Origin of the sequence: Tardiphaga sp. 866_E4_N1_4, assembly GCF_052076075.1 — a bacterium.
Classification (GTDB): domain Bacteria; phylum Pseudomonadota; class Alphaproteobacteria; order Rhizobiales; family Xanthobacteraceae; genus Tardiphaga; species Tardiphaga robiniae.
Genome location: NZ_CP197242.1, coordinates 6,166,362 through 6,181,113 on the forward strand (window position 1 = coordinate 6,166,362; position 14,752 = coordinate 6,181,113).

Consider the following 14,752-nt stretch of genomic DNA (forward strand, 5'->3'; position numbering starts at 1 on the left):
GTGAGCTAACAAAGGATCATGAGATGTCTGCACCGCTCGTCGTTTCCATTCCGCACAGCCTCGGCCGCGAGGAAGCTGCGCGCCGGCTCAAGACAGGACTGACACGGGCAACAACTAATGTACCAATGTTGAAAGTTGACGAGGAGCGCTGGGACGGCGACCGGATGATCTTCCGCGTCCGTGCCATGGGGCAGGCGGCGTCCGGTCATGTCGATGTTGCCGAGGATCATGTCACCGTCGAAGTGGTGCTGCCCTGGCTCCTGCAGCGCTTCGCCGAGGTGGCGCAGGCAGCGATCAAATCGCGCGGAAATCTGCTGCTCACGAAAAAGAGTTGAAGCGGCGATTGCGGCGTGCAGAAAATCTCACGCATCTTCCGTGCCTGCCGCTCTGCAGCATAAAAATGCCGTGCGATAGTGCGGCGCACACGAGTTTGATCGTAAACCACTCGCAAACAATTTGATGAAAAGCTTTGAGCACGCGGAGGAAGGGAACCGACCTTTCTCGAGTCGGCACGACATCCGCCAGGCCGTCCGGCCATCGATCCCGGGCGGCCTTGTCGTGTGTGCTATCGCAAACGCGTCGAACGAATGCGTTTCGGCGCGGCATGTGCCTTCACGATCGCCATCGGAATCTGCCTGAAGAGCTTGGCAACGGCGAGCTGGATCGCGCCGTTCTTCTGCGCAGAACCTTCAACGAGGTAGCCGGGCGCGATCACCGTCGCGTCGAAGGCCGTCGCCTCCGGCCAATGCCGCCCGCCTTGTGTCGCTTCGGAAAAAGCACGTGGGATCACGACGATTGCCGCGTCGCGCTGATGCCGCCGAGCAAAGGCGATGATGTGCGCGGCATGAGGTCCGGTCACTTCAAGTGGTTCGTAATCGCCATCGGTGAAGACGGCTGCCATCTCGGTGCGGCGTTTCAAAAGCTCGCGCGTCCAGGCGAGCTTGATGTGGCCATCATCCCAGTGCTGCGCCAGTGCCGCCCAATCCGGTTGCTGCAGTGCCTTCAGCACTTTCGCGCGTTCGGCGAAATCCACCGGGCGGCGGTTATCGGGATCGACCAGCGAGAAATCCCAGAATTCGGTGCCCTGATAGAAGTCCGGCATGCCGGGAATGGTCGCCTTCAGCGTGATCTGGCTGAGTGAATTCAACGCGCCGATCAGCGATGTGCGTTTGGCAAAGGTCTCAAGCGCTGCAAGAAATTCCGGCGACTGGGCCGGGTCGAGAATGCGCTCCAGAAACGTGCGCAGACCCTTCTCATAGGTGTCGTTGGGGTTGAGCCAGCTCGTTTCCTGCTTGCCCTCGCGCGCCGCCTTCAGCGCATAGGCCTGCATCCGCTCGAGGAAGGAATTGTCCTGTCCGCCGAGCGGCCAAGCGCCGATAAGCGCCTGATACAACATATACTCGAACGCTGCGGAGGGCGCGCGCATCTCGCCGTCAACAACCAGATGCGGCGCGTTCAGCAACTTCCAGCGGCTGACAGCACTGGCCCATTCACCGGGCATTTCGGCCAGCGCCAGCAAACGCGCGCGGGCATCCTCGCCGCGCTTGGTATCGTGGGTAGCGGTCGAAGTCATGCCATGCGGCCGCTCGAGCGCGCGTGTAATCATTATCTCGTGGAACGTGGCGACAGGTATCGCTTCCGCTGCCGGCTCGCCGCCAACTTCGTTGAACGCCAGCAGGCGATGATAGCGATAAAAGGCGGTGTCTTCGAGCGACTTCGCCATCGTCGGCCCGGTGAACTGCTGCACCTTCAATGCAAAGCGTCGCACCCGCGGCTTGCTATGCGCGGGGCGGCCGGGTTTCAGCAGGTCCAGCGTCAGAGCGTCGCGCAAGAAGTCGAACAAGCCTTCATCGGCGCCGAACCAGTCGGCGCGAGCTTTCTCGATGGTCGTGGCGATCAGTTGTCGGTCGAGGGCAGATGGACCGGCGGTGGAGAGATAGGTGCGATAGACTGGAAAATGCAGCACGTAGAGTTCGAAAGCCTGACGCAGCGTGTCGGCGGAGAAGTCGCGCGTCGAATAATGCCCGTTGGCGATCCGTGCCAGCAGACGCGTCAGCACGGTGAATTCGCTGAGCAGCAGCGTATCGAGCACGCGGCGCTTGGCTTCCACCAGTTGTGGTTCGAATTTCGGCGAGACGTTGCTCACCTGTCGCCAGGTTTCGCCCAGTGGTTCCAGGCCTTTTTCTTCGACCAGCACCTGTGTGATCACATTGAGCCATTCATAGCCGGTGGTGCCATGCACGCCGGCGAAGGGCACCAGCTTCTCGTGCTCGCCGAGAATCTTCTCGACCACGACATAGAATGGTTTGGTGCTGTTGCCATGCGCCTCGCGGATCAGCCGGCGCAGCCGTTGGAAATATTGCGAGGGATCGTGAAGACCGTCGATATGGTCCAGCCGCAACCCCTGCAGCTTGTCTTCGGTAATCAGCCGTTTGACCAGCGAATGGATTGCCTCGAACGTATCGGCGTCCTCGATACGCAGACCAGCCAGCGTATTGACGTCGAAGAAGCGGCGATAGTTGATTTCGCTCGATGCCAGGCGCCACTGACCGAGCTTGTAGTGCTGGCGCTCCAGCAGCATGTGCATGGCCTGAATCTGGGCGGGCCGATCCGGCCCGGCGCGATAGGCGTCGAGGCCGCGCGTGATAACCTCGGCAGCGCCATCGATCGACACCAGCTGCTGCTTGAAAGCCGGCGCTTCCCGCCGGTTGGGATGGCGGAGGCCCTTGTGTTTGGCCGCGAGTGTCAGGATTGCCCGGCCGGCTGGCGTGTTGCCGGCGTCGGCTTCCTTGACGATGGTGCGCAGCATCTCGCTGTAGCGCTCCGGCGCGATCGGCAGCCTATGTTCGAAATACCAGGCCGAGAAGTTGCCTTCCTCGGCGTCGTATTTCAGCTCGATCTCGCCGTTGTCCAGTGCCTGGCCATAAGAGCTACCGATGATCGGTAGCAGCAGGCCGCCGCGTGCGCGATAGGGCAGGGTGTCCCAGTCGATGTCGAAGGAGACGGCGTGCGGCGAGGCCTGTCCCCATTCCAGCACGTCGAGCCACCACGGATTGTCTGCGAAATGCACGCCCACATGATTGGGCACAAAGTCGAGGATCAGGCCGATATCGTTGGCCTTCAGCGCGGCACTCAGGCGCTCGAAACCTTCTTCGCCGCCCAGCTCCGGATTGAGCTTGGTGTGATCGACAATGTCATAGCCATGGGTCGAGCCGGCGCGCGATTTCATGAAGGGTGAGGCATAGAGATGGGTGATGCCAAGCGCCTTCAGATAGGGGACGATGCCCGCGGTGGCATCGAAATCGAAATCCTTGGTGAGTTGAATACGGTAGGTCGCGACGGGAATCGCAGGAGCCATTATCTATCTCCGATCCGCCAAACGACGGACCACGGCGTCCCCACGCCGGTGGTAGTGTTGCCCCAAATTGTTGTACCTGTGCTCGGCGGTGCTGCGTTGACGGCCTTGTCGGAAAGATTGGCCGTGAGATGCAGCCTGCTGCCGTCACCCATTGTCCAGAAGGCCGTGAGCAAACCGTCGTCGCTCGCCTCAGCCTGGCCGAACCGTGCGCCAGCGAGGCGCGGCACGATGTGCTGCTTGCGCAATGCGAGCAGCTCGCGAACCAGCGTCAGCCGCGTCTTGCCCGTGGTCGTTTCGCGATTGTCCCAATCGACGAAGGCCGAGCGGAACGAGCTCTCGTCCAGCGGATCGGGAATCTCGTCGCCATATTTTTCGTAGGCGCTGGCGAATTCCTTCTTGCGGCCATTGCGTACGGCATTGGCGAGATTGCCTTCGAAATCGCAGAAAAACGGGAATGGCACCTTCGAGCCCCATTCCTCGCCCTGAAACAGCATCGGTACCATCGGCGCCAGCAATGTAATGGCCAGTGCAGCTTCGATGGGCTTGGGCTTGGCCAAGGTCTCCAGCCGATCGCCAAGCGCGCGATTGCCGATCTGGTCGTGGTTCTGCAGGAAATTCACGAAGGCCGCCGGTGCGAGCTCGCCTGATGGTTCGCCGCGCGGTGCGCCGTCGCGATGCGCCGACGACTGGCCCTGATAGGCGAAGCCCGAGCCCAGCGCTCGTACGATATGATCGAGCGGCTTCGGTGCGTAGTCGCTGTAATAGCCCTTGTCCTCGCCGGTAAGCAGCACGTGCCAGGCATGGTGATAGTCGTCGTTCCACTGCGCGCGATATTTGCCGCGCGGCGGGTTGGTGGCGGGATCGAGCAGAGTGGCGCGGTTGTCGTCGTTCTCGAGCACCAGATGGATCAGCCGGCCGGTGTCGGCGGCTAGCTTGCCGACCTCGCGGCTCAGCTCGTGCAGCATCGGGATCTCGCCCTGTTCGGGGATCGCATGAACGGCATCGAGCCGCAGCCCATCGAAGCGATAGTCGCGCAGCCACGCCACGGCATTCTCGATCGCGTAGGCCCGCACCTCCGGCAGGTGATAGTTGATCGCCGAGCCCCACGGCGTATGCGCATCGCCGAAGAAAGACGGCGCATAGAGGCCGAGATAATTCCCTTCCGGGCCGAAGTGGTTATAGACGACGTCCAGAAACACCGTCAGCCCACGCAGATGCGCCTCGTCGATCAGCGCCTTCAGATCGTCCGGGCGGCCGAACATCGCATCCGGCGCATACCACAGCACACCGTCATAGCCCCAGTTGCGCTTGCCGGCGAAATCGGCCAGCGGCATCAATTCGAGCGCGGTGATCCCCGTCGCCACAAGGTGATCGAGCTTGTCGATCATCGCGCGATAGGTGCCCTGCGGCGTAAAGGTACCGACATGGGTTTCAATCAGCACGGTCTCTTCCCACGGCCGCGCGCGCCAGTCGGTCGCGCGCCACGGATAGGCCTTGTGGTTGATCACTTCGGAAGGGCCGGCGATATCGTTCGGCTGAAAGCGTGAGCCGGGGTCGGGCACGTCGGTCTTGCCGTCGATCCTGAAGCGATAGGTGGCGCCGGCTTTCACATCGGAAATCTCGGCGGCGAACCAGCCGTCACCGCCGGGCTTCAGCGGATGTGTCTGATCGCCAAGCACCACGTCGACGCGTTGCGCAGCCGGCGCCCAGAGGCGGAAGATCGCGCCTTTCTCAGTGAGCCGTGGTCCGAACGAATGAGCGCTCATGCTGGCGTCCCCGCAAAGGCAAGCACCGAGCGCGGTGGCGCATCAATGTCGCTGCCGGGGGGCAGGATAGCGATGGAGAGTTTTTCGTCGGCGGTGTTCAGTACCTGCCGCCAGTTCTTGTATTCCAGCATCTTCGGCAGCTTGAAAGGAATGCCCTCGGGCGCCGCGTTCAGCACGATGAAAATCGGATTGGCGTTGTCGCCGGAAGCGCTAAGCACGTAGGACAGGAAACGCCCGTCTGGAAACGCCCAGTCCGTCTCGGTCATCTCGTCGGCCGAGGGCGTCAGCCACAGCACCCCATAGCTGCCATCGGCGCGGCGACCGTCGAGCCAGCGTTGCGTGGTGATCTGCGGAAAGCGCTGCCGCAGTTGCGCCATATGGCCGATGAAGTCGGTGAGATCGTCGTCCTTATCACCGAGATTGTCCCAGCCGACCCAGCCGATCTCGTTGTCCTGACAATAGGCATTGTTGTTGCCGCCCTGGGTATTACCGACCTCGTCGCCGGCCAGCAGCAGCGGCACGCCCTGCGCGAGGAACAGACAGGCGAGCTGGTTCTTGCGCAGCTGCCTGCGGAGCGCCAGCAGCTCGGGATCGTCGGTCGGGCCCTCGACGCCGAAATTGTTGCTCAGGTTGTCGCTGGAGCCGTCGCGATTGTCCTCGCCATTGGCCTCGTTGTGCTTCTCGTTATAGGCAAACAGATCGGCCAGCGGGAAACCGTCATGCACGGTGACGTGGTTGATCCCGGCGCGCTGCTTGCGGCCGTCATGATTGAACACGTCTGACGAGCCGGTCATGCGGCTGGAGACTTCGCCGATCAGCGAACCCTCGCCGCTCCAGTAGCGGCGCATGGCGCTGCGATATTTGTCGTTCCATTCCGACCACTGCGACGGAAACGCGCCGACCTGATAGCCGCCCATGCCGAGGTCCCAGGGCTCGGCGACCATCTTGACGTTCGCGAGGACAGGGTCCTGCCGGATGGCGGTGAGGAAACCGCTATTGCGATCGAAGCCATTCGGCCCGCGCGCCAGCGTGGTTGCAAGGTCGAAACGAAAGCCATCCACGTGACACACCTCAACCCAGTAGCGCAATGAATCCATCACCATCTGCAACACACGCGGATGCGTAAGGTTCATCGAGCTGCCGCAGCCCGTGAAGTCATCATAGAATCGTGGATTGTCCGGCATCAGCCAGTAATAGGAGGCGTTGTCGATGCCGCGATAACTCAGCGTCGGGCCGAGATGATTGCCTTCGGCGGTGTGGTTATAGACCACGTCGAGCATCACCTCGATGCCCGCGTCATGCAACCGCGCCACGGTGGTGCGGAAAGCATCGAGCGGATTGTCGGTGCCGTAGCGCGCTTCCGGGGCGAAGAAGGAGAGGGTATTGTAACCCCAGTAATTCACCAGCTTCATCTCGACTAGACGCCGGTCATCGACGAAGCTGTGCACCGGCAGCAGCTCGATGGTGGTAACGCCAAGCCGTTTGAGATGCTCGATCATCGACGGCGACGACAGGCCGCGATAGGTGCCGCGCAGCCCTGGCGGCACGTCCTTGCGCGTCTGCGTCAGGCCTTTGACATGGGCCTCATAAATGATGGTGTCTTCCCAGGGTACGCTGGGACGCGCTTCCTTGCGGCCCCAGTTGAAGGTCTCGTCGACCACCACGGCCTTCGGCATGCCGCGCGCATTGTCGCGGCGGTCGAAAGAGAGGTCCTCGCGCGACGAGCCGGTGCGATAGCCGAAATGTGCATCGCTCCAGACCAGGCGCCCGGCCAGTTTCTTGGCATAGGGGTCGAGCAGCAGCTTGTGCGCATTGAAGCGATGTCCATGCTCCGGTTCATAAGGCCCGTGCACGCGATAGCCATAGAGCTGGCCCGGCGAGACATCATTGAGATAGCCGTGAAAGACGTGCTCGTTATACTCCGGCAGTTCGATGCGCTCGAGCTCGCGCCGCCCCTGGCTGTCAAACAGACACAGTTCGACCTTGGTGGCGTTCGCAGAGAACAAGGCAAAGTTGGTCCCCCGTCCGTCCCAGCTTGCGCCGAGGCGGGAGGGCATGCCGGCGGATAGTCTCATGCTCTAGAATTCCGGTACGAGAAAGAGTGCGGCCAGCGGTGGAAGGGTTAGACTGAGTTCGGGGACAAGCCCCTTGGCAATGACTTCGCCCGAATTGCCGACATTGCTGCCGCCATAATGCGCGGCGTCGGAATTCAACACCTCGCGCCAGGTGCCGGTGAACGGCACGCGGACGCGGTAATCGTGATAGACGTTGGGCGAGAAGTTCACGACCACGAGGCACTGCGTGCGCGGGTTGGCGCCCTTGCGCAGCCAGGCGAAGACGTTGTTGCCGGCATCGTCGGTGATCATCCATTCGAAGCCGGCCGGATCGCAATCGAGTTCATGCAGTGCCGGCTGGTTGCGATACAGCTCGTTGAGATCGCGGATCAGCGAGTGGATGCCGGCATGCTTGTCCTGCTCCAGCAGGTGCCAGTCCAGCGACGTGTCGTGATTCCATTCGCGCTCCTGGGCGAATTCGCAGCCCATGAACATCAGCTTCTTGCCGGGATGTCCGAACATGAAAGCGTAATACGCGCGCAGATTGGCGAACCGCTGCCAGTCGTCGCCCGGCATGCGGCCCAAAATGGATCGCTTGCCGTGCACCACTTCGTCATGGGAGAGCGGCAACACGAAATTTTCCGAGAAGGCGTATTGAAGTCCGAACAGAATGTCGTTGTGTTGGTACTTGCGATAGATCGGATCCTTGCTGATGTAATTCAGCGTGTCATGCATCCAGCCCATGTTCCACTTGTAGCCGAATCCGAGCCCGCCGAATTCGACGGGGCCTGAGACCTGCGGCCAAGCAGTGGATTCCTCCGCTGCCGTGGTCGCATTCGGGAATTTCGCAAATACTTCGGTGTTGAAACGGCGCAGGAAACTGACGGCCTCGATATTCTCGCGACCGCCATATTTGTTCGGAATCCAGGCGCCGGCTTCGCGGCTGTAATCGAGATACAGCATCGAGGCGACGGCATCGACGCGCAGCCCATCCACATTGTAACGCTCGAGCCAGAACAGCGCGTTGGAGACGAGGAAGTTCACGACTTCGGTGCGGCCGTAATTGTAGATCAGCGTGCCCCAGTCCATGTGCCGGCCCTGCAGCGGGTTGGCATGTTCATAAAGGGCCGTGCCGTCGAAATTGCCGAGGCCATGCGGATCATCCGGGAAGTGCCCGGGCACCCAGTCGAGCAGCACGCCGAGCCCTTCGGCGTGGCAAGCGTCGATCAGCAATGCGAATTCTGCCGGCGTTCCGAAGCGGCTGGTCGGCGCAAACATGCCGGTCGGCTGATAGCCCCATGAACCGTCAAACGGATGTTCGTTGACGGGCAGGAATTCCACATGGGTAAAACCAAGATCGCGGGCATAGCGCGGCAGTGTCTCGGCGAGATCGCGATAGGTCAGCCACTCATTGTCACCCTTGCGGCGCCACGAGCCCAGATGCACCTCATAGATCGACATCGGCTTGTTCAGCGCATTGATGTGATCCGGCGCAGGGCGCGGATGCGGGATCCTGGTTTCGTCGAGCACGATGGACGCTGTGGAGGGCCGCAGTTCGGCGGCGAAGGCCATCGGGTCGGATTTTTGCGTCAACTGGCCGTGCGGGCCGATGATGTCGAACTTGTAGTGATCGCCGGGCATCGCGCCCGGGATGAACAGCTCCCAGTAGCCGGCACCGCGCACGCGCATGGGATGACGCCGCGCATCCCAGAAATTGAAATCACCGACCACGCTGACGCGCTTTGCATTGGGTGCAAGCACGACGAAGCCGACGCCGCTCACGCCTTCGAGCACCATCGGATGGGCGCCGAGCTTGTCATAGAGCCGCTGATGGGTGCCTTCGCCGAGCAGATAGAGATCGAATTCGGTCAGGATCGGCGGAAAGCGATAAGGGTCGTCAAGATCGACGGATCTGTCGCCATAGCGCGCCCGCAGTTGATACTTGGTCGAGCCATTGGCCAGTGCGCCGACAAACAGGCCGGCGTCATGGACGCGTTCTAATGCCGTCGTCGCCCCGTGATCGTCGATGGCATCGACCTTCACGGCTTCCGGCAGGAAAGCGCGCACGACCGTCTTGTCGGCTTCCTTGTGGGGGCCGAGATAGTGAAATGGATCGGAGTGGCGGCCTTCGACGATTGCGTAAGCCTCGGCGGGCAAATTGGTCATACGGCTTCCTCAGAATACTGGTTCAGAATGCGCAGAATGCCAGTCAGTGGCACGCGCAGCCAATCTGGCCGATGCGCAAGTTCGTATTCGATTTCATAAAGCGCCTTTTCCAGAAGGAAGAAGTTCAGCATTTCCTTGGTGGCTCCCGCGTCTGCCGGCCACAGCCGCGCATCGGTCATGGTCTCGCGATAGGCGTCAACGAAAGCCGTGGTGGCACGTTCCCGCCAGGCGTCCAGTGCCGCAGCCAGCTTGCCGGTGTCGTCCGAAGTTACCTTGAGCGCGCGTTCCAGCGCTGCCGTTGCCGAATAATCGATCGAGCGAATGAGCCCGGCGATATCACGTGCAGCAGGCGCCTTGCGGCGGCGCTCATCGATCGACCTGCGCGGTTCACCCTCGAAGTCGATGATGAAGATATCATCCTTGACGATCAGCATCTGGCCGAGATGGAAATCTCCGTGATGGCGGATCTTCAGTCCGTCGATATTCTCCGGCAGCAGCTCGGTCAGCCACCCCCGCAAGCCGTGGCGCAGTTCCAGCACCTGATCGATCAGTGCGCGATCCAAATCCTTTGCAGCATTGCGACGCTGGGCGAGCGCACTAAATACCGGCTCCGCACGCGTGACGATTTCGTTGATCCAGAGCCTGATATCGTCAGGCGACGTCGGCTCCGGCTTGAAATCCGGGATATCGTCGCGGCTGGCCAGTGCCATCTGCATCTCGGCGACGCGGCGGCCGGTCTGCGACATATAGAGCAGATACGGCACCTGCTCTTCACTGTGCGGGGCGTGGTCATCCACCGCCAGCAGACGCTGCTCATCGGCGAAACGGTCGAGATAGGCCGATGTCACGGTCCAGGCATCGCCCTGATTCTGCACGAAGGCATGCACGATGGCGACGGCGGTGCGTTGATCGCCCTCGACCAGTTCGACACTGCCAAGCAAAGCCGGCGTATTGGTGAAACCGGCGATATCCGTCAGGAAACGGCTGACCTCGATCTCCGGATTGATGCCGGCCTGCAGCTTGCGATAGATCTTCACGACATAGTCGTTGTCGACCAATGCAGTGCTGTTGGACTGTTCGGTTTCGACCGCACGGATGTTCTCCAGCGGCGCAGCCGGCTTTTCGGCGAGCTTGGTCGTCGGCCGGAATTCCAGACGGTTGCCCTCTTCTTCGACGGTCAGTGAAATGCGCAAATTGTGCAGCAGCAGCGCAATGAAGATGTGGTCGGTGGCGACATCGAGCAGGGTGCCTTCGCGTGCGCCCTGGCGGACAGCGGCAAAGGCTTTCGGATTGTAGCGTTCACGGTCGAAGCGGGTCCACTCGATCTGCATGGGCAGCAGATAGCGCGTCGCCACATTGCGCTGCGTGGTTTCGAAGAACACCAGCCATGGACGATTGTCGCCGATCTCGCAGAACGGGATCGCACCGGTGAGCACGGGCTGGATCGCCTTTGGCTGTCGCTCCGGATACCAGCGGCTGCGCGCCAGGAAGGAGGGCAGCACGTCGCGCTCGAACACACCGCGCGTACGGGCGAGCGTCATCCAGGTCGAGCCGAGCGGCACCACCAGCGTTTCGAATTCCGGTACCACCGGCGGCTGCGAATGCTCGGAGACATCGCGCAACTGCAGCTGGAACCAGTAGAAGCCGTAAGGCGCCAGCGTGATCATGTAAGGCAGATCGCCGATCGGCGGGAATTTGGTGCGGCCGAGCATTTCCAGCGGCACGCGTTCCTTCCACGGCGAAAGATCGAGTTCGGTGGCCTGCGCGGCGCGCGACAGGTTGGCGACGCAAAGAATCGCTTCGTCGCCGAGTTGGCGCACATAAGCGAGAACGGAGCGGTTGTCGGGGCGGATGAAGGTCATGGTGCCGCGGCCGAAAGCCAGCGTCGATTTCCTGACAGCAATGAGCCGCTTGGTCGCCGACAGCAGTGACGACAGGCTGCGCGACTGCGCCTCCACGTTCACGGACTCGTAGCCGTAGATCGGATCCATGATCGGCGGTGCATAGAGCCGCGCGGGATCGGCGCGCGAGAAGCCGCCATTGCGGTCCGGCGCCCATTGCATCGGTGTGCGCACGCCGTTGCGGTCGCCGAGATAGATATTGTCGCCCATGCCGATCTCATCGCCGTAATAGATGATCGGTGTGCCGGGAAACGACAGCAACAATGAATCCAGCAGCTCAATCTTGCGGCGATCGTTGTCCATCAAGGGCGCCAGGCGACGGCGAATGCCGACATTGATGCGCGCGCGCGGATCGTTCGCATAGGTCGACCACAGATAGTCGCGTTCGACGTCCGTGACCATTTCCAGCGTCAGCTCGTCGTGATTGCGCAGGAACATCGCCCACTGGCAGTCGCCGGGAATGTCCGGCGTCTGTCGCATGATATCGGTAATCGGGAAGCGGTCTTCCTGCGCCAGCGCCATATAGATGCGCGGCATCAGCGGGAAGTGATACGCCATGTGGCATTCGTCGCTGTTGCCGAAATATTCCTGCACGTCCTCCGGCCATTGATTGGCCTCGGCGAGCAGCAGCTTGCCCGGCGCATAGGCATCGAGCTCGGCACGCAGATGTTTGATGACCTTGTGCGTTTCCGGCAGGTTCTCGTTATTGGTGCCGTCGCGCTCGACAAGATAGGGGATCGCGTCCAGACGGAAGCCATCGACGCCGGCATCCAGCCAGCGTTTCATCACCTGCACCACGGCAGAGACGACGCGCGGATTGTCGAAATTCAAATCCGGCTGATGCGAGAAGAAGCGGTGCCAGTAATAGGCCTTGGCCTCCGGGTCCCAGGTCCAGTTCGACTTTTCGGTATCGGTGAAGATGATCCGGGTGCTCTGATATTTCTGGTCGGTGTCGCTCCAGACATACCAGTTGCGCGCACTGGAGCCGGCCGGGCTGCGGCGGGCGCGCTTGAACCAGTCATGCTGGTCCGATGTGTGATTGATGACGAGTTCGGTAATGACGCGCAGGCCACGGCGCTTGGCTTCATGGATGAAGCGCTTGAAATCCTTCATCGTGCCGAAGTCGGGATGGATCGAACCATAGTCGGCGATGTCGTAGCCGTCGTCGCGGCCTGGCGACGGATAGAACGGCATTAGCCAGATGGTGGTGACGCCGAGATCCTGCAGGTAATCCAGCTTCTCGGTCAGGCCGATAAAGTCGCCGATGCCGTCATGGTTGCTGTCAGCGAAGGTCTTCACATGCAGCTGATAGATGATGGCGTCCTTGTACCAGAGCTTGTCGATCTCCTCGGCGCGCTGTTTCGCTTTAACGTCGATATCGGTCATTACGTTCATGTCAACGCTTTCAGGCGAGGCAACGGAAGAAGATGGCGGGATCGCGCTGGGGATCGAGACGCAGGCGGATGCCGCCCCATTCGACGCCATGGCGCTCGCCGGTAATGATGTTCTCGACGGCGGCGACGTTGCGTAGCTCGCCATCGACCATCACCTGCGTGTCGATCGGTAGCCAGAATTCATACGGATCGCGCGACAGCGCGATGGCGCCGGCGACCGTATTGGTGCCATCCACCGACTCCTTGACGAAGCCGATGATGTTGTCGTTGTCGACCGGCATGAAGCGCAGGTTCGATGTCTGCTGCAGCGCCGGGTTGGCGCGGCGCGCGTGGTTCAGCGCGGTGATGTAGGGCTTGATATTCCCCGGCGCATTCCAGTCGCGGGTCCTGATCTCGTATTTCTCCGAGTTCAGATATTCCTCCTTGCCGGGGATGGCTTCGTGTTCGAGCAATTCGAAGCCGTTATAGATGCCATAAGTCGACGATAGTGCGGCCGCCAGTGCCACGCGCGCCTTGAACATCCAGGATTCGCCGGATTGCAGGTGATAGGGCAGGATGTCCGGCGTGTTGACGAAGAAGTTCGGGCGATAGAATTCGCGCTCGGGATAGCCGCATAGCTCGTTGAGATATTGCTCGATCTCCCACTTCGCGGTGCGCCAGGTGAAATAGGTGTAGCTCTGCGAGAAGCCGAGCTTGGCGAGGCCCTTCATCAGCTTCGGACGCGTGAAGGCTTCCGCCAGAAACAGCGCGTCCGGATGCCTGATTTGCACCTCATGGATCGCCCATTCCCAGAACCGCAACGGCTTGGTGTGCGGATTGTCGATGCGGAAGATTTTAACGCCCTGGTCGCACCAGAACAGCAGCATGTCGCGCAGCGCGTTCCACAGCGATCCCGCATCTTCACAGTCGAAGTCGGGATTATGGATGTCCTCGTATTTCTTCGGCGGGTTCTCCGCGTATTTCATCGAGCCGTCGGGGCGGCGCTTGAACCAGTCCGGATGCTCCTTGACCCACGGATGATCCGGCGAGCACTGCACGGCCACGTCGATCGCGACTTCCAGACCGTGCTCCTTGCACGCAGCGATCAGCGCATGGAAATCTTCCATGGTGCCGAGTTCGGGGTGGATCGCGTCATGGCCGCCCTCGGCGCCGCCAATGGCATAGGGGCTGCCGACATCGCCTGGTTCGGAGGTCAGCGAGTTGTTCTTGCCCTTGCGGTTGGTCTTGCCGATGGGGTGGATCGGCGTGAAATACAGCACGTCGAAGCCCATGGCCTGCACGTCGGGCAGGCGGGCAATACAGTCGCGGAACGTGCCATGCTGGCCGGGCACTGTGCTCTGGCTGCGCGGCACCATCTCGTACCACGCACCGTTGCGGGCACGCTCACGGTCGATCATCAGAGGCAGCAGCGGCGAGCGCGTCAGGTCAGGCCGCAACTGCGCTTCGGCCATGGCGATGCGCAGCTCGGGTGACAGCAGCGGCTCGTTGTCGCCGGTCTGCAGGAAATTCTCGCATTGCTTGACGATGAGCGCCGAAGCCTCGGGCCCGCCATTCTGCGCCTTGGTCATCAGGCCGGCGCCTTCCAGCGCATCCAGCGTGACGTCCTGTCCGGCCTTCAGCTTCAGCTCGAAGCCGTGGCGCCAGGTCGCGAATTCGTCGGTCCAGGCCTCGATCGCATAGACATAGCGTCCGATGCCATCGGGGATGAATGAGCCGCCCCAGCGGTCGTTCACTTCCAGCGTCATCGGGACCCGATTCCACTCGCGGTCCTGTTCACGGCGCCAGACAATGGCAGCGGCGATGATCTCGTGACCATCGCGGTACAGGTCGGCATAGACAGCGACAGGTTCGCCCACGATGCGTTTGACCGGGAAGCGGCCAGCGTCGATGATCGGATAGATGTTTTCGATATGGAAAGCCCCGCCGATACCGGCGGTGTCCACGATTTGGGATGTTCTGTTCACGGTGATGCCATCATGAGGTGTCGTCCCTGTTCGATTTTTCAAAAAGAGACGGTGCGATCATATACAAAGCCCCGTGACAGGGGTTTGGTTCCCCATGGAACTCAGCTTAGATCGACGCGTTGAAATCGGCTATCCTCTTCCGCAAATTC

Annotated in this window: 7 protein-coding genes; 1 reads left to right on the forward strand and 6 read right to left on the reverse strand. The window is 61.2% G+C overall.

Annotated features, from left to right (window positions below; all coding sequences use genetic code 11):
* Positions 1–23 precede the first annotated feature (23 nt).
* A complete protein-coding gene (locus AB8B20_RS29635; protein ID WP_231077666.1) occupies positions 24–335 on the forward strand; it encodes a polyhydroxyalkanoic acid system family protein in 312 nt (103 codons plus the stop codon).
* A gap of 230 nt (positions 336–565) precedes the next feature.
* Here the strand turns inward: AB8B20_RS29635 and treY are convergent, their stop codons facing one another.
* Genes treY through AB8B20_RS29665 form a run of 6 tightly spaced genes read right to left on the reverse strand, consistent with a single transcriptional unit; the run spans position 566 to position 14,603 of the window.
* Entirely contained in the window at positions 566–3,358 is a 2,793-nt protein-coding gene (gene treY, locus AB8B20_RS29640) for a malto-oligosyltrehalose synthase (RefSeq protein ID WP_439070715.1), read from the reverse strand.
* A complete protein-coding gene (gene treZ / locus AB8B20_RS29645; protein WP_439070716.1) occupies positions 3,358–5,124 on the reverse strand; it encodes a malto-oligosyltrehalose trehalohydrolase in 1,767 nt (588 codons plus the stop codon). The genes treY and treZ overlap by 1 nt, the downstream gene beginning before the upstream one ends.
* The gene (gene glgX / locus AB8B20_RS29650; RefSeq protein WP_439070717.1) at positions 5,121–7,199 is read right to left on the reverse strand and encodes a glycogen debranching protein GlgX; all 2,079 of its coding nucleotides are present in this window, start codon (positions 7,197–7,199) and stop codon (positions 5,121–5,123) included. Before glgX ends, treZ begins: the two co-directional genes overlap by 4 nt.
* Before the next feature lie 3 nt (positions 7,200–7,202).
* Entirely contained in the window at positions 7,203–9,344 is a 2,142-nt protein-coding gene (gene glgB, locus AB8B20_RS29655) for a 1,4-alpha-glucan branching protein GlgB (RefSeq protein WP_439070718.1), read from the reverse strand.
* On the reverse strand, positions 9,341–12,640 hold the full coding sequence (gene treS, locus AB8B20_RS29660; RefSeq protein ID WP_439070719.1) for a maltose alpha-D-glucosyltransferase: 3,300 nt from the start codon (positions 12,638–12,640) through the stop codon (positions 9,341–9,343). Before treS ends, glgB begins: the two co-directional genes overlap by 4 nt.
* Before the next feature lie 10 nt (positions 12,641–12,650).
* Positions 12,651–14,603, reverse strand: coding sequence for an alpha-1,4-glucan--maltose-1-phosphate maltosyltransferase (locus AB8B20_RS29665; protein WP_439070720.1), 1,953 nt, complete (start codon positions 14,601–14,603; stop codon positions 12,651–12,653).
* Positions 14,604–14,752: the final 149 nt, after the last annotated feature.

Excerpts from the sequence above, each read along its gene's own strand:
- AB8B20_RS29635 (WP_231077666.1), top strand. The coding sequence starts at position 24 with ATGTCTGCACCGCTCGTCGTTTCCATTCCGCACAGCCTCGGCCGCGAG.
- glgX (WP_439070717.1), bottom strand. The coding sequence starts at position 7,199 with ATGAGACTATCCGCCGGCATGCCCTCCCGCCTCGGCGCAAGCTGGGAC.
- treS (WP_439070719.1), bottom strand. The coding sequence starts at position 12,640 with ATGAACGTAATGACCGATATCGACGTTAAAGCGAAACAGCGCGCCGAG.
- treZ (WP_439070716.1), bottom strand. The coding sequence starts at position 5,124 with ATGAGCGCTCATTCGTTCGGACCACGGCTCACTGAGAAAGGCGCGATC.
- treY (WP_439070715.1), bottom strand. The coding sequence starts at position 3,358 with ATGGCTCCTGCGATTCCCGTCGCGACCTACCGTATTCAACTCACCAAG.
- glgB (WP_439070718.1), bottom strand. The coding sequence starts at position 9,344 with ATGACCAATTTGCCCGCCGAGGCTTACGCAATCGTCGAAGGCCGCCAC.